We start from the raw sequence: 15,640 nt of genomic DNA, 5'->3' as shown, positions 1-15,640 counted from the left end.
CGCCCAATCATGCTGATGGAACCCTACAATCCGCCGCTCGACCCCTGGCTGCATATTCTGTATCAGGACGAGCACATCATGGTGGTTAACAAGCCGAGCGGTTTGCTGTCGGTGCCTGGCCGCCTTGAGGAGCACAAGGACAGCGTGATGACGCGCATCCAGCGTGATTTTCCGCAGGCGGAGTCGGTGCACCGGCTCGATATGGCCACCAGCGGTGTGATTGTGGTGGCGCTGACCAAGGCGGCTGAGCGCGAGCTGAAGCGGCAGTTTCGCGAGCGCGAGCCCGCGAAGCAGTATGTGGCGCGCGTCTGGGGACATCCGGCAGCGGAACAGGGCATGATCGATCTGCCGCTGATTTGCGACTGGCCTAACCGGCCGAAGCAGATGGTGAGTGTGGAGCTGGGTAAGCCGGCGCAGACGGAGTATCAGGTGCTGGCGTATGACGCCGATAACAGCGCGCGGGTGCAGCTGAAGCCGATCACCGGCCGTTCACACCAGCTGCGCGTGCATCTGCTGGCGCTGGGGCATCCGATTCTCGGCGATCGCTTCTATGCCCATCCCGAGGCGTTAGCCATGGCGCCACGCCTGCAGCTGCACGCCGAATCGCTAACCATTACCCATCCGGCGTTTGGCAACAGCATGACGTTTCGCCAGCCGGCTGATTTTTAAGGGGCCGCCGCCCCTTATTTAAAGCCCTTCTCTTTGCGAATCAGGTCGTACGCGGCCTGAATTTCCTGCGCTTTCTGCTTCGCCATCTCCATCATCTCCGGCGGCAGACCTTTCGCCACCAGCTTATCCGGATGGTGCTCGGCCATCAGCTTGCGGTAGGCGCGCTTAATGGTGGTGCTGTCGTCGCTGCTTTTCACCCCCAGCACGCTGCAGGCATCTTCCAGCGTCGGGCCACGTTTCGCCTGCTGATAAGCGCCGCCGCCGTACGACGAACCGCCACCAAACTGCTGACCGCCCTCCATCATGCGCAGGAACTGATCGAACTGCGCGCGGGAAATCCCCAGCTCTTCCGCGATGACGTACAGCACCTGACGCTCGTTGGGATGCAGCGAACCATCAGCAAACGCCGCCTGGATTTGAATTTCCAGAAACATCCGAATCAGGTCGAAACGGCCAAAGCAGGCGCTGCGCAGCTCGCGCAGTTTGTTACGTAACGGATATTCGCTCTGTTTACCTTCACGAAACGCACGCTGCGCCGCGGTACGTGCCTCGCCATGCAGCTGCATACGATCCATAAATAAAGAGGCAATCTGGATATCCGCTTCGGTGACGCGCCCTTTCGACTTGGTCAGATGGCCCATCACCTGGAACGTGGTGCTGAAGAACAGCGTCTGACGCGCCTGATTGTTGGCGAAGTAGCCCTGTCCTTTTACGCTGCGCACTTTGTCAAACAGATGACCAATGATCAGACCCAGTACGATGCCCCAAAAGCCTGCTCCGGAAAGTAAGCCAAGAGCCAGACCAATAACTTTTCCCCAGTAGCGCATAAACTCCTCAATTCGCCATGCTTGCGGCTGAAAATTGCATTATCATACCTGTCATTTATCTCCGCGCCTAACGGCAACGCAGGCAGAGCAGGATTAACACTGGCGCAACGCCGGGCGGTACGTTAGTCTCTGTCCGGATTGTCGGCATGATGCCAGTTTTCATGGAATTATCGAAACCGCGTATGAAAAAACGTATACCTACCCTGCTGGCTACCATGATTGGTGCAGCGCTTTATAGTCAGCATGCACTGGCCGACGATCTGATGTCGCAGTGTATGCTGGGCGTGCCGAGCTACAACCGTCCGCTGGTCAGTGGCGACGCGAATTCGCTGCCGGTAACCATCAACTCTGACTCAGCAAAAGGGAACTATCCGAACGACGCGGTGTTCACCGGTAATGTTGATGTGCAGCAGGGGAACAGCCGTCTGGTTGCCGACGAGATGCAGCTGCATCAGCGTCAGCAGGACGGACAAACGACGCCGGTGCGTACCGTCGATGCGCTGGGTAATGTGCACTATGACGACAACCAGGTCATCCTGAAAGGTCCGAAAGCCTGGTCCAATCTGAACACCAAAGACACCAACGTGTGGAACGGTAATTATCAGATGGTCGGCCGTCAGGGTCGCGGTGATGCTGACCAGATGAAACTGCGCGGTAATAACCGCTATACCATTCTGGAAAACGGCAGCTTTACCTCCTGTCTGCCGGGTTCCAACAGCTGGAGCGTGGTCGGTTCGGAAGTGATTCAGGACCGTGAAGAAGAAGTGGCGGAGATCTGGAATGCGCGCTTCAAGCTCGGCAACGTGCCGGTGTTTTACAGCCCGTATCTGCAACTGCCGATTGGCGACCGCCGCCGCTCCGGCTTCCTGATCCCCAACGCGAAATACGGCAGCAACAACGGCTTCGAATTCATGCTGCCGTACTACTGGAACATCGCGCCTCAGGCCGATGCCACCATTACGCCGCACTACATGAGCAAGCGCGGTCTGCAGTTGCAGAACGAGTTCCGCTACCTGACGCAGTTTGGTGCCGGCCTGTTAGAGCTGGACTATCTGCCGTCTGACAACCAGTACAACAAAGATAAAGCCGCGCGACCATCGGTGCAGAACGACAGCAACGATGACCGCTGGCTGTTCTACTGGCGTCACTCCGGCGTCTACGATCAGCACTGGCGCTTCAACGCCGACTACACCAAAGTCAGCGATCCTTATTACTTCAACGATCTTGATTCGAAGTACTACAGCTCGACTGACGGCTACGCCACGCAGAAATTCAGCGTAGGCTACGCTGACACCAACTGGGATGCGACGCTGTCCAGCAAAGACTTCCAGGTGTTTGGTAATACCAGCAGCCAGAACGTGTATCGGGCGATGCCGCAGCTGGATGTCAATCTGTACCAGAACGATATCGGGCCGTTTGACGGTCGCATCTATGCGCAGGCGGTGAAGTTCACTAACGTCAGTAACCGAATGCCGGAAGCGACGCGTTTGCACATCGAGCCAACGCTCAACCTGCCGCTGTCCAACGGCTGGGCCAGTCTGGATACTGAGGCAAAGCTGCTGGCAACGCATTACCAGCAGGATAACGTTAACTACTACAACGAAAATATCGATACCACCCGCACCAATCAGCTGAAAGAGTCGGTCAACCGCACCCTGCCGCAGTTCAAGGTAGATGGTCGCCTGGTATTTGACCGCAATATGGACTGGGCCGAAGGCTACACCCAGACGCTGGAACCGCGCGTGCAGTACCTGTATATCCCGTACCGCAACCAGAGCAACATCTATCCGTACGACTCCACGCTGCTGCAGACCGACTACACCGGCCTGTTCCGCGATCGCACCTACAGCGGCCTCGATCGTATCGCTTCGTCTAACGAAGTGGCGACCGGCGTGACCACGCGTATTTATGATAACGATCTGGTTGAACGTTTTAACGTTTCCGTGGGTCAAATCTACTCGTTTACCCCGTCTCGTACCGGCGTAAACCAGACGAATAAAGAAGATGATACCGGTAGCCTGGTGTGGGCGGGTGATACTTACTGGAAAGTCAGCGATCGCTGGGGCGTGCGCGGTGGCTTGCAATACGATACGCGGCTGGACAACGTTTCCCAGGGCAATGCCATTGTGGAATACCGTCGTGATGCCGACCGTATGGTGCAGCTGAGCTACCGCTACAGCAGCCCGGAGTATGTGGCGCAGGCGTTGAATAACCCCAGCTATGTCACTAACCCGATCTACAAAAACGGTATCTCGCAGGTGGGCGCCACGGCCAGCTGGCCGATTGCCGATGCCTGGTCGCTGGTGGGGGGTTACTACTATGACACCCGTAACAGCCGTCCGGCCGAGCAGCTAGTCGGTCTGCAGTACAGCTCCTGCTGCTACGCCATTCGTCTGGGTTACGAACGCAAGATCAACGGTTGGGAAAACAACGACAGCAAGTATGACAACCAAATCTCATTCAACATTGAGCTGCGTGGTCTGAGTTCTAACTATGGCTTAGGCACCAATGAAATGCTGCGTCAGGGCATCATCCCTTATCAGCGCGCTTTCTGATGTTGTGATATTTGACAGGCTATCCCGCAGTGCGGAAACAACAATGGATAAAGTATGAAGAACTGGAGAATGCTGATTCTTGGTGTGGCGATTACCGCTAACACTGCGTTCGCAGCCCCACAGATGGTCGATAAAGTTGCCGCAGTCGTGAACAACGGCGTGGTGCTGGAAAGTGACGTAGACAACATGCTGCGCACGGTGAAGTCACAGGCGCAGCAGGCTGGTCAGCAGCTGCCGGATGACAAAACCCTGCGTCATCAGATCCTTGAACGCCAGGTCATGGACGCCATCATTCTGCAGATGGGCGAAAAAGCCGGTCTGCAGGTGAGCGATCAGCAACTGGATCAGGCGATTCAGAACATCGCCGCGCAGAACCGCATGAGCGTTGATCAGCTGCGCAGCCGTCTGGCCTATGACGGGATGAACTACAACGATTATCGCGCGCAGATCCGCAAAGAGATGCTGATCTCTGAAGTGCGTAACAATGAAGTGCGTCGTCGCGTCACCATTCTGCCGCAGGAAGTGGATACGCTGGCTAAGCAGATTGGCTCGCAGAATACCCAGGGCACCGAACTTAACATCAGTCAGATTCTGCTGCCGCTGCCGGAAAATCCAACTCAGCAGCAGGTTGACGACCAGGAAGCGCTGGCGCGTCAGCTGGTGGGTGAACTGAAAGGTGGTGCCGATTTCGGTAAACTGGCCGTGACCTACTCTGCCGATCCGCAGGCGCTGAAAGGCGGCAACATGGGCTGGGGCAAAATTGAAGAGCTGCCAACGCTGTTCTCGCAGGCGCTGAGCAGCGCGAAGAAAGGCGACATCGTCGGCCCAATCCGCTCCGGCGTTGGCTTCCATATCCTGAAAGTGAACGACCTGCGCGGCGAGAGCAAAAACATTTCGGTCACCGAAGTGCATGCCCGCCACATTCTGCTGAAGCCGTCACCGATCCTTACCGACGATCAGGCACGTCAGAAGATTGAACAGATCGCCGCAGACATCAAGAGTGGCAAAACCACCTTCGCCGCTGCCGCGAAACAGTTCTCCGACGATCCGGGTTCAGCGAACCAGGGCGGCGACCTCGGCTGGGCGTCACCGGAAATCTACGATCCGGCGTTCCGTGATGCGCTGCTGAAGCTGCAGAAAGGCCAGGTCAGCGCGCCGGTGCACTCCTCCTTCGGCTGGCACCTGATTCAGCTGCTGGATACCCGTCAGGTGGATAAAACCGATGCCGCGCAGAAAGAGCGCGCTTACCGTCTGCTGTTCAACCGTAAGTTTGCCGAAGAAGCGCAAACCTGGATGCAGGAACAGCGCGCCAGTGCTTACGTGAAGATTCTGGATGGCAATGGTCAGTAATTATCGTGTGGCGATCACGCCCGGCGAACCCGCCGGGATTGGTCCCGATCTCGCCGTTGCGCTGGCTCAGCGTGACTGGCCGGTTGAGCTGGTGGTGTGCGCAGACGGCGACGTGCTGCGCCAGCGCGCGGCTCAACTGGGTTTGCCGCTGACGCTGCGTGACTATCAGCCCGGCGTGGCACCGCAGCCGCAGCAGGCCGGTACGCTGACGCTGCTGCCCATCGCGACGGCGCAGCCGGTGACCGCCGGCGAACTGGCGGTCGCCAACGGTCATTACGTACTGGAGACGCTGGCCCGCGCCTGCGACGGCTGCCTCAGCGGCGAGTTTGCCGCGCTGGTAACCGGTCCGGTGCACAAAGGCGTGATCAATGACGCCGGCATCCCCTTCACCGGCCACACTGAGTTCTTTGCTGAGCGCGCCGGTGGCGATCGCGTGGTGATGATGCTGGCGACCGAAGCGTTGCGCGTGGCGCTGGCCACCACGCATCTGCCGCTGAAAGATGTCGCGAACGCCATCACCCGTGACAGCCTGCATGAAGTCATCACCATCCTGCATCAGGATTTGCAGCAAAAGTTTGGCATTCCGCAGCCGCATATCTTTGTCTGCGGGCTCAACCCGCATGCTGGCGAAAGCGGTCATATGGGCCGGGAAGAGATCGATACCATCATCCCGGCGCTCGACGAACTGCGCCAGCAGGGCCTGCAGCTCACCGGTCCGTTACCGGCGGATACGCTGTTTCAGCCGAAATATCTGCAGCACGCTGATGCAGTGCTGGCGATGTATCACGACCAGGGCCTGCCGGTGCTAAAATTCCAGGGATTTGGTCGCGCGGTGAATATCACCCTCGGCCTGCCATTTATCCGTACCTCTGTTGACCACGGCACCGCGCTGGAACTCGCCGGTCTGGGCAGCGCAGAGCCGGGCAGCTTTATTACGGCGCTTAACCTCGCCATCACTATGATCAAGAGCAGTAATGAATAATCGCGTCCATCAGGGGCACTACGCCCGTAAACGTTTCGGGCAGAACTTCCTGAACGATCAGTACATTATCGACAGCATCGTCTCCGCTATTCATCCGCAAAAGGGTGAAGCCATGGTGGAGATTGGCCCAGGGCTGGGTGCGTTAACCGAGCCGGTGGGCGAGCGTCTTGATGCGCTGACTGTCGTCGAGCTGGACCGCGACCTTGCCGCGCGTTTGCAGACGCACCCGTTCCTCGGTCCTAAGCTGACGATTTATCAGCAGGATGCGATGACCTTCGACTTCTCTGCGTTGTCAAAGGAGCAGGGTCAGCCGCTGCGCGTGTTTGGCAACCTGCCGTACAACATCTCGACACCGCTGATGTTCCACCTTTTCAGCTATACTGGTTCGATTAAAGATATGCACTTCATGCTGCAGAAAGAGGTGGTTAACCGTCTGGTAGCCGGCCCGGGCAGTAAAGCTTACGGGCGTCTCAGCGTGATGGCGCAATATTATTGTCAGGTGATTCCGGTGCTGGAAGTGCCACCACAATCGTTCACCCCGCCACCGAAAGTGGATTCGGCGGTAGTGCGTCTGGTGCCCTTTACCCAGCCACCGTATCCGGTCAGCGATGTGCGTTTACTGAGCCGTATCACCACCGAAGCGTTTGGTCAGCGACGCAAAACCCTGCGTAACAGCCTGGGACATCTGTTCACGGCCGGTGCGCTGGATGAACTCAACATCGACGCCTCGCTGCGGGCAGAAAATGTCACCGTGGCGCAGTATTGCCAGCTGGCAAACTGGCTGGGCAATCATCAGGCTGAATCTGCGGAGAACTGAGTGCATGAGTGAACTGGCCCGCGTTTGTGTTCAGGTACTGAGTCAGTATGTGGAATCGCAATCCTCTCCCGATGAGGATCGCTACGTGTTTGCCTACACCATCACCATCCGTAACCTCGGGCGCAACAGCGTGCAGCTGCGCAGTCGCTACTGGCTGATCACTAATGGCAACGGGCGCGAGACCGAAGTGCAGGGTGAAGGCGTGGTCGGTGAGCAGCCGCATATCGCGCCCGGCAATGAGTTTCAGTACACCAGCGGTGCGGTTCTGGAAACGCCGATGGGCACCATGCAGGGACACTATGTGATGATCGACGAAGAGGGCGAAACCTTCCACGTGGAGATTCCGGTGTTCCGCCTCGCGGTGCAAACCCACATTCACTAATTCCTCCTCCGCCCGGCCAGTCCGGGCGGCGCGTTTTCATCGGACTGACTTAATGAGTACATACCTGATTGGCGATATTCACGGCTGTTATGACGAATTACGTGCGCTGCTGGCGCAGGTCAATTTCGATGCGCAGCAGGACGAGCTATGGCTGACCGGCGACCTGGTGGCGCGCGGTCCGGGTTCGCTTGAGGTACTGCGCTACGTCAGGTCGCTCGGAGACTGTGTGCGCATGGTGCTGGGCAACCATGACCTGCATTTGCTGGCAGTTTATGCCGGTATCAGCCGTAACAAGCCCAAGGATCGCCTGACGCCCCTGCTGGAAGCGGACGATGCCGACGAGCTGATTAACTGGCTGCGTCGCCAGCCGCTGCTGCAGGTGGATGAAGAGAAAAAGCTGCTGATGGCGCATGCTGGCATTACGCCGCAGTGGGATCTGGAGACGGCACAGCAGTGTGCGCGCGAAGTTGAGGCGGTCTTGTCCAGCGACAGCTATCCGCTGTTTCTTGATGCCATGTATGGCGACATGCCGAACAACTGGACACCGGAACTGAGCGGACTGGCGCGCCTGCGTTTCAGCACCAATGCGCTGACGCGCATGCGCTTCTGTTTCCCTAATGGTCAGCTCGATATGATCTGCAAAGAGGCGCCCGCCTCAGCGCCGCCACCGCTGAAACCGTGGTTCCAGGTGCCCGGCAAAATCGGCAGCGATTATACGCAAATCTTTGGTCACTGGGCTTCGCTGGAAGGAAAAGGCACGCCAGAGCATGTGATCGGGCTCGACACCGGCTGCTGCTGGGGCGGAACGCTGACCCTGCTGCACTGGGAGAGCGGCCAGTATTACACCCAGGTCTCGAACCGTGACCAGGCCATGGCGGAAAGCGCGGTGAATGCGCCCTCCCCCCTGAGCGATATGCAGTAAACAAAAAGCCCCGCGATGTTAGCGGGGCTTTTTTTGGTCACCATAAATGGCGACCCTACAACGACAATCTGTACCGTGACAGCCATCAGCCTGATATTGCACGGGTTTATCGCGTCATAAACAGCAATTGATCCCTGTCTTTACAGGCTGCGCATTCATACGCAACTGGCCACAATCAACGGCGGCGATCCAGAATCTCAAAGCAGTAACTGTGCGAATTCTGCGCATCGGCATCGTGGAACTCACTGAACGTCGACTGCCACTCGTCCGGCTCGTAATCCGGGAACTGGGTGTCGCCTTCCACTTCCGCATCGATATGCGTCAGATAGAGACGATCGGCGCGCGCCAGCATCTGCGCATAAATCCGGCCACCGCCAATCACCATGATCTCTTCTGCCTCACCCGCTGCGGCAATCGCTTCTTCCGGCGACGTCACCCAGGTCACGCCGTCATGGTTGCCGGGCTGGCTGCTGACCACAATATTCAGGCGTCCCGGTAACGGGCGACCAATCGATTCAAAGGTCAGACGGCCCATAATCACCGGTTTGTTCAGCGTGTTGCGCTTGAACCACGCGAGGTCGGCAGGCAGGTGCCATGGCATGGCGTTTTCCATGCCAATAATACGATCTGCTGCCAGTGCCGCGATCAAACTAATCATGTTAAAAGACCTACAGGAAAAAAATTGGCGCAATGATACGTAAAGGTGAAACTTTCGTCGATAGGACGACCGTGCTATTTACGTAAAGCCCGCTTGGCTCGGCGTTTTGTCTGAGCGACAGAGTTTTACTCCGGCTTTGCGGCCGTTAGCGGAAAGAGCCGCCAGAATTCGCGGTGAAGGCGCTACAACTCAGGGTGATGCTCCGCGCTGACCGCGCGCTGTGTAAAGAAAAGCGCACTGTGTCCGCCCAAAAAAACGGCTCCCGCAGGAGCCGTTGATTTACGCATCAGAAATCGTAGCGCAGGCGCACCAGATTAACGTTACCCAGTGATTTATCGGTACTGGAGGTGATCACGTACTCGTAGTCGACGCGGAAACCGTAGTCGAGCTGCGCGCTGACGCCCACGCCGTTATCGATACGCTTGTAGTTACGTCCATTGACGAACTCCAGGCGATCGCCCATGAAGTACGGCTGGATGCTCTTCACAGCATACTGGCCGATCGGGAATTTATAACCGGCGAAGTATTCAACGCCCCACGCATCATCCGCGAAGTAGTTGTTAACGGTGTTGAGTTTGGTTGGCGAGAAGTTCTGATACCAGCCTGCACCGGCGGACAGCGTCCAGTTGTCCGGCGTCCAGCTCAGCGCGGTGCCGTAGATATTCTGGTCGTAACGCTTGCTGTCACCATTGCCCGGATTGCGGATATCCGCGCGGGTGTAGTTCCACGCGGTGCCCCACGCCAGATCTTTGGTGATGTGATAGTTCACACCCAGCGAACCGCCGCCCTTACGCTTGTAGCGCAGGCCGTTGCCCGGCAGATAGTCGTCATCTTCAAACAGATAAGCGGCATAGACATCCGCATCGCCAAAGGTGTTTTTATACTTCAGCATCTTGCGCGAGCGGTAAGATCCGTCGTAGTCACCATTAATGCCGTTACCCGGTGCCTGGGCCAGCATATCGTAGTCCCAGATATCGGTTTTAGCGCCGACGACATCGTAATAAACGCTGTTCTGCTGGCCAAAATAGAGCTCGCCCAGCGATGCGCTTTTGAAACCGGTATACAGCTGGCGACGCGTGGTGTTATGGGCGCCGTCCGCATAGTGGTTATCCCAGCCCCACCAGGCCGGGAAGTTAACGCCCAGCTCGTAGTAACCCACCCAGCTGACATCGTCAAACAGGTAGTAGTTGGCGCTGAAGCGGAAACGTGAACCGCCGTCGTAGCCGTTACGCTTATACGATTTATCGTTAACCCCGTTCTGATGCAGATACTGCGGACGAATACTGCCGCCCACTTTGAAATCAAGACGGCTAAGCGGATCGCCGGCCTGCGGATCCTGCTTCAGCAGGGTGATTTCCGCCTGACTGGCGAGAGGTGCAGCAACAAGTAACGCAGCCACTACGCTGAGAGTGAAAGCACGCATTTTCATTTTTATATCCCGTAAAGGTGAGCGCTCTATGATTGAGCAGCGGAATAGTACGGTGCGCTTAGCGGGGAGGTATTTATAATTTTGTGCGGATACGCCTGAATGTAACTGGTTTCGCATCAACTGATAAAAATTATGTCAAATCAATAGATTTGTAACGTATAACCTTATGCAGCACAGGCAAAACAAGCCAAAAAAAACGGCCCGCGCGGGGCCGTTTAGTCACTGAACAGGCGGTTTAGCCTTTGATCTGCGCGTGCATTTCCTGCACCGAAATCACTTTTTCGGTCGGATCCGCATTCAGCGCCATCGCGGTAGCAAAACCACCGTTCAGCGTGGTGTCGTAATGCACTTTGTACTGCAGTGCGCTGCGGCGAATCAGTTTCGAATCCTCAATCGCCTGACGTCCTGCGGTGGTGTTGACGATGTAAGTGTACTCACCGTTCTTCAGGCGATCCTGAATGTGCGGACGCCCTTCGTGCACCTTGTTCACCAGGCGCGGATTGATGCCGGCTTCACCCAGCACCACGGCGGTACCGTGCGTCGCATCCAGCTCGAAGCCAAACTTCTGCAGCTTCGCGGCCAGGTCAACAATACGTTTCTTGTCGCCTTCACGCACCGACAGCAGCGCACGCCCCTGTTTCTTCATATTGCTCTGCGCGCCGAGCATAGCTTTGCTGAATGCTTCCGCGAAGGTGCGGCCCACGCCCATCACTTCACCGGTCGAACGCATTTCCGGACCAAGAATCGGGTCCACGCCCGGGAATTTGTTGAACGGCAGCACCACTTCTTTCACCGAGTAGTACGGCGGAATCACCTCTTCGGTCACGCCCTGTTCAGCCAGGGTTTTGCCAGCCATCACGCGCGCAGCCACTTTCGCCAGCGGCACGCCGGTGGCTTTGGAGACAAACGGCACGGTACGCGCGGCACGTGGGTTCACCTCAATCAGGTAAACTTCGTTGTCCTTGACCGCAAACTGCACGTTCATCAGGCCACGTACGTTGAGTTCGAATGCCAGCTTTTCCACCTGCTGGCGCATCACGTTCTGAATCTCATTGCTCAGGGTGTACGCCGGTAGCGAACAGGCCGAGTCACCGGAGTGCACGCCCGCCTGCTCAATGTGTTCCATGATGCCGCCAATCAGCACGCGTTCGCCGTCGCAAATCGCATCGACGTCCACTTCCACCGCGTCATCGAGGAAGCGATCCAGCAGCACTGGCGCATCGTTGGACACGGACACCGCAGTCTGGAAGTAGCGCTTAAGATCCACTTCGTCATAGACGATTTCCATCGCCCGGCCGCCCAGCACATAAGAAGGACGCACCACCAGCGGATAGCCAATCCCTGCGGCTTTTTCTACCGCCTGTTCCAGCGTCGCCACCGTGGCGTTAGCCGGCTGTTTCAGCTTCAGGCGATCCACCGCCTGCTGGAAACGCTCACGGTCTTCCGCGCGGTCAATGGCATCCGGACTGGTACCAATTACCGGCACGCCAGCCGCTTCCAGCGCGCGCGCCAGCTTCAGCGGCGTCTGGCCACCGTACTGCACGATAACGCCTTTTGGCTGCTCGATGCGCACGATCTCCAGCACGTCTTCCAGCGTCACCGGCTCGAAGTAGAGACGGTCTGAGGTGTCGTAATCGGTTGACACGGTTTCCGGGTTACAGTTGACCATAATGGTTTCGTAACCGTCTTCACGCAGCGCCAGCGCCGCATGCACGCAGCAGTAATCGAACTCAATGCCCTGACCGATACGGTTTGGCCCGCCGCCCAGTATCATGATTTTGTCGCGATCCTGATTAGGATTGGCTTCGCACTCTTCTTCATAGGTGGAGTACATGTAGGCGGTGTCCGTGGCGAACTCTGCCGCACAGGTATCCACGCGCTTGTAAACCGGATGCAGGTTGAACTGATGACGCAGCTTGCGGATTTCACTCTCCGCCACGCCCGCCAGCGTTGCCAGACGCACATCGGCAAAGCCTTTACGCTTCAGCGCACGCAGGAAATCCGCACTCAGCGAGTTGACACCTTCGCGCGCCACCTGCTCTTCCAGGCGCACCAGCTCTTCAATCTGCACCAGGAACCAGCGGTCAACGTTGGTCAGGTTGAATACGCCGTCGACCGACATGCCGGCACGGAACGCATCAGCGATATACCAGATGCGGTCAGAACCGGCATCTTTCAGCTCGCGGCGGATACGGGTCAGGGCTTCGCCATCATCCAGATCCACTTTCGGGTCGAAGCCGCTGGCGCCCACTTCCAGACCGCGCAGCGCTTTCTGCATCGACTCCTGGAACGTGCGGCCAATCGCCATCACTTCACCAACCGACTTCATCTGCGTGGTCAGACGGTCATTGGCACCGGCAAACTTCTCGAAGTTGAAGCGGGGAATCTTGGTGACGACGTAGTCGATGGACGGCTCGAACGAGGCCGGCGTACGGCCGCCGGTGATGTCGTTCATCAGTTCATCGAGGGTAAAGCCCACCGCCAGCTTGGCCGCGACTTTGGCAATCGGGAAGCCGGTCGCTTTCGAGGCCAGCGCTGAAGAGCGCGACACGCGCGGGTTCATCTCAATGACGATCAGGCGGCCATCTTTCGGGTTCACCGAGAACTGGACGTTGGAACCGCCGGTTTCGACACCGATTTCACGCAGTACCGCCAGCGAGGCGTTACGCATGATTTGATACTCTTTGTCGGTCAGCGTTTGGGCAGGCGCCACGGTGATGGAGTCACCGGTGTGAATCCCCATCGCGTCAAAGTTTTCGATCGAGCAGACGATGATGCAGTTGTCGTTTTTATCACGCACCACTTCCATCTCGTACTCTTTCCAGCCAATCAGCGACTCATCAATCAGCAGCTCATTGGTTGGCGACAGATCGAGGCCGCGCTCGCAAATCTCTTCAAACTCTTCGCGGTTGTAAGCGATACCGCCACCGGTGCCGCCCATGGTAAACGACGGACGAATGATGCACGGGAAACCGACCTCTTCCGCTACCGCCAGCGCTTCTTCCATGGTGTGCGCGATACCGGAACGCGCGGTATCCAGGCCGATGCTCTTCATCGCCACGTCGAAGCGGCGACGGTCTTCGGCTTTATCAATCGCATCGGCGGTGGCACCAATCATGGTCACGCCAAACTCGGCCAGCACACCCTGGCGCTCCAGCTCCAGCGCACAGTTCAGCGCGGTCTGGCCCCCCATGGTCGGCAGCACCGCATCCGGGCGCTCTTTTTCAATGATTTTACGCACCACTTCCCAGTGGATAGGCTCGATGTAGGTCGCATCCGCCATTTCCGGGTCAGTCATGATGGTGGCCGGGTTAGAGTTCACCAGAATGACGCGGTAACCCTCTTCACGCAGCGCTTTACACGCCTGCGCACCTGAATAGTCGAATTCACATGCCTGGCCAATCACAATCGGGCCAGCGCCAAGGATCAGGATAGATTTTATGTCAGTACGTTTTGGCATCGTGGGCTCCTGATTACTTCGCGTTAGAACGGTAAGCTTCGATCAGTTCGATAAAGTGATCGAACAGCGGCGCCGCATCGTGCGGGCCTGGGCTGGCTTCCGGATGTCCCTGGAAGCTGAACGCCGGTTTGTCGGTGCGGTGAATGCCCTGTACGGTCTGGTCAAACAGGGAAACATGGGTCACGCGCAGGTTAGCCGGCAGGTTGGTTTCATCGACGGCAAAACCGTGGTTCTGCGCGGTGATCATCACAGTATTGTTATCGAGGTCTTTCACCGGATGGTTGCCACCGTGATGGCCAAGCTTCATCTTCACGGTTTTCGCACCGCTGGCCAGCGCCAGCAGCTGATGGCCAAGGCAGATACCAAACACCGGAATGTCGGTTTTCAGGAAAGCCTGAATCGCGCTGATGGCGTAGTCGCACGGCTCCGGGTCGCCAGGGCCATTTGACAGGAAAATCCCGTCCGGATTCAGCGCCAGCACCTCATCTGCCGGCGTTTGCGCCGGGACAACCGTCAGGCGGCAGCCGCGATCCACCAGCATGCGCAGAATGTTGCGCTTGGCGCCGTAGTCATAAGCCACCACGTGGAACGGCAGCGCGTCAGCGCTTTGCTGCTCGGGCAGGCCGCCTTTTAGCGCCCAGCTCCCCTGCTGCCACGCATAGGTTTCCGCCGTGGTCACTTCTTTCGCCAGGTCCATGCCTTTCAGGCCCGGGAACGCCTGGGCTTTCTGCAGCGCCAGCGCCGCATCCGGACTGTCGCCGGCGATGATGCAGCCGTTCAGCGCCCCTTTCTCACGCAGCAGGCGCGTCAGTTTGCGCGTATCGATATCGGCGATACCGACAATATTGTTGCGCTGCAGATAGGCTGACAGGCTCTCTTCGCTGCGGAAGTTGCTGGTAATCAGCGGCAGATCGCGGATGACGAGGCCCTGAGCATGGATTTGACTGGATTCTTCATCGGCGGCATTGGCACCAACGTTGCCGATATGAGGATAAGTGAGGGTGACGATCTGGCGGGAATAGGAAGGATCAGTGAGGATTTCTTGATAACCGGTCATTGACGTATTGAAAACGACCTCCCCCACTGCCGATCCCGTTGCCCCGATGGCCCGACCGTGGAATTGGGTTCCGTCTTCCAGAACCAAGAGCGCTGACTTAATCAAAACATCCTCCAGGGAATAAACAGTCACAATATCTGCATATTAATTCAAAATGATGCGCTGAATCAATGCAAAAACCGCCTGACCGCTCGATTTTTGGCAAATTGCGCGCATTCTAATGATCGACCTGGTGATTGTCTACCCTGAGCGGTTATTTTTTTGTATATTTCGGGCTACTGAATGTTAAAAGTGAAGCAAGGCGACAAAATAGTGAGAGATCTCCGATAAATAATCGGTTGCCTGACGCAATTAATGGCAAAACCCCGGCTGACTGCGTAAATTTTTGACCAATTGGTCAAAAAAAGCCATCCGACACGAGAAAATGCGCAGATAAATCATAAAAATAAGAACCACAAACAAAAATGACAATCAGATCGCCATTTTACAGACAAAATAAAGGGCAATGAAAACATTGCCCTGTTCAATCAAT

Annotated in this window: 12 protein-coding genes; 7 read left to right on the top strand and 5 right to left on the bottom strand. The window is 57.1% G+C overall.

The annotated features are described in order from the left end of the window. The first annotated feature begins 9 nt into the window (after window positions 1-9). Complete coding sequence (gene rluA / locus C1Y42_RS17105) at window positions 10-669, top strand: bifunctional tRNA pseudouridine(32) synthase/23S rRNA pseudouridine(746) synthase RluA (protein ID WP_021507583.1); 660 nt, start codon at window positions 10-12, stop codon at window positions 667-669. Window positions 670-683: 14 nt separating this feature from the next. Here rluA and djlA read toward each other — a convergent pair whose 3' ends face one another. Then, entirely contained in the window at window positions 684-1,496 is an 813-nt protein-coding gene (djlA, locus tag C1Y42_RS17100; RefSeq protein WP_021312869.1) for a co-chaperone DjlA, read from the bottom strand. Window positions 1,497-1,678: 182 nt separating this feature from the next. On the opposite strand from djlA, the gene lptD reads away from it, so the two are divergent. The 6 genes from lptD to apaH are packed head-to-tail and all read left to right on the top strand — an operon-like array spanning window position 1,679 to window position 8,504. Then, the gene (gene lptD / locus C1Y42_RS17095; RefSeq protein ID WP_230857095.1) at window positions 1,679-4,051 is read left to right on the top strand and encodes an LPS assembly protein LptD; all 2,373 of its coding nucleotides are present in this window, start codon (window positions 1,679-1,681) and stop codon (window positions 4,049-4,051) included. A gap of 54 nt (window positions 4,052-4,105) precedes the next feature. Then, complete coding sequence (gene surA / locus C1Y42_RS17090; RefSeq protein WP_031279707.1) at window positions 4,106-5,401, top strand: peptidylprolyl isomerase SurA; 1,296 nt, start codon at window positions 4,106-4,108, stop codon at window positions 5,399-5,401. Beyond that, on the top strand, window positions 5,391-6,383 hold the full coding sequence (pdxA, locus tag C1Y42_RS17085) for a 4-hydroxythreonine-4-phosphate dehydrogenase PdxA (RefSeq protein ID WP_104094039.1): 993 nt from the start codon (window positions 5,391-5,393) through the stop codon (window positions 6,381-6,383). The genes surA and pdxA overlap by 11 nt, the downstream gene beginning before the upstream one ends. Beyond that, the gene (rsmA, locus tag C1Y42_RS17080) at window positions 6,376-7,200 is read left to right on the top strand and encodes a 16S rRNA (adenine(1518)-N(6)/adenine(1519)-N(6))-dimethyltransferase RsmA (RefSeq protein ID WP_021507587.1); all 825 of its coding nucleotides are present in this window, start codon (window positions 6,376-6,378) and stop codon (window positions 7,198-7,200) included. Before pdxA ends, rsmA begins: the two co-directional genes overlap by 8 nt. Window positions 7,201-7,204: 4 nt before the next feature. Next, complete coding sequence (apaG, locus tag C1Y42_RS17075) at window positions 7,205-7,582, top strand: Co2+/Mg2+ efflux protein ApaG (protein ID WP_021507588.1); 378 nt, start codon at window positions 7,205-7,207, stop codon at window positions 7,580-7,582. 52 nt (window positions 7,583-7,634) lie between these two features. Then, the gene (apaH, locus tag C1Y42_RS17070; protein ID WP_104093995.1) at window positions 7,635-8,504 is read left to right on the top strand and encodes a bis(5'-nucleosyl)-tetraphosphatase (symmetrical) ApaH; all 870 of its coding nucleotides are present in this window, start codon (window positions 7,635-7,637) and stop codon (window positions 8,502-8,504) included. Between the two features lie 175 nt (window positions 8,505-8,679). Here the strand turns inward: apaH and folA are convergent, their stop codons facing one another. The 4 genes from folA to carA all read right to left on the bottom strand — a co-directional run bounded on the left by folA (window position 8,680) and on the right by carA (window position 15,213). Next, a complete protein-coding gene (gene folA / locus C1Y42_RS17065) occupies window positions 8,680-9,162 on the bottom strand; it encodes a type 3 dihydrofolate reductase (protein WP_031279709.1) in 483 nt (160 codons plus the stop codon). A gap of 286 nt (window positions 9,163-9,448) precedes the next feature. Continuing rightward, window positions 9,449-10,591, bottom strand: a complete 1,143-nt coding sequence (locus C1Y42_RS17060; protein ID WP_104093994.1) for a porin — start codon at window positions 10,589-10,591, stop codon at window positions 9,449-9,451. Between the two features lie 235 nt (window positions 10,592-10,826). Then, entirely contained in the window at window positions 10,827-14,051 is a 3,225-nt protein-coding gene (gene carB / locus C1Y42_RS17055) for a carbamoyl-phosphate synthase large subunit (RefSeq protein WP_104093993.1), read from the bottom strand. 13 nt (window positions 14,052-14,064) lie between these two features. Further along, window positions 14,065-15,213: a glutamine-hydrolyzing carbamoyl-phosphate synthase small subunit gene (gene carA / locus C1Y42_RS17050; protein ID WP_031279710.1), complete on the bottom strand. Its 1,149-nt coding sequence runs from the start codon at window positions 15,211-15,213 to the stop codon at window positions 14,065-14,067. Window positions 15,214-15,640: the final 427 nt, after the last annotated feature.

It is taken from the genome of Pantoea sp. ICBG 985 (genome assembly GCF_002928365.1).
Classification (GTDB): Bacteria; Pseudomonadota; Gammaproteobacteria; order Enterobacterales; family Enterobacteriaceae; genus Pantoea; species Pantoea dispersa.
Note: the sequence above shows the minus strand (reverse complement) of the source record. Positions and strands in the feature narration are given on the sequence as shown.

Bases quoted from the DNA above. Each gene is read 5' to 3' on its own strand.
- folA (WP_031279709.1), bottom strand. From the start codon at position 9,162: ATGATTAGTTTGATCGCGGCACTGGCAGCAGATCGTATTATTGGCATG.
- rluA (WP_021507583.1), top strand. From the start codon at position 10: ATGCTGATGGAACCCTACAATCCGCCGCTCGACCCCTGGCTGCATATT.
- rsmA (WP_021507587.1), top strand. From the start codon at position 6,376: ATGAATAATCGCGTCCATCAGGGGCACTACGCCCGTAAACGTTTCGGG.
- djlA (WP_021312869.1), bottom strand. From the start codon at position 1,496: ATGCGCTACTGGGGAAAAGTTATTGGTCTGGCTCTTGGCTTACTTTCC.
- C1Y42_RS17060 (WP_104093994.1), bottom strand. From the start codon at position 10,591: ATGAAAATGCGTGCTTTCACTCTCAGCGTAGTGGCTGCGTTACTTGTT.
- carB (WP_104093993.1), bottom strand. From the start codon at position 14,051: ATGCCAAAACGTACTGACATAAAATCTATCCTGATCCTTGGCGCTGGC.
- surA (WP_031279707.1), top strand. From the start codon at position 4,106: ATGAAGAACTGGAGAATGCTGATTCTTGGTGTGGCGATTACCGCTAAC.
- apaG (WP_021507588.1), top strand. From the start codon at position 7,205: ATGAGTGAACTGGCCCGCGTTTGTGTTCAGGTACTGAGTCAGTATGTG.
- apaH (WP_104093995.1), top strand. From the start codon at position 7,635: ATGAGTACATACCTGATTGGCGATATTCACGGCTGTTATGACGAATTA.
- lptD (WP_230857095.1), top strand. From the start codon at position 1,679: ATGAAAAAACGTATACCTACCCTGCTGGCTACCATGATTGGTGCAGCG.
- pdxA (WP_104094039.1), top strand. From the start codon at position 5,391: ATGGTCAGTAATTATCGTGTGGCGATCACGCCCGGCGAACCCGCCGGG.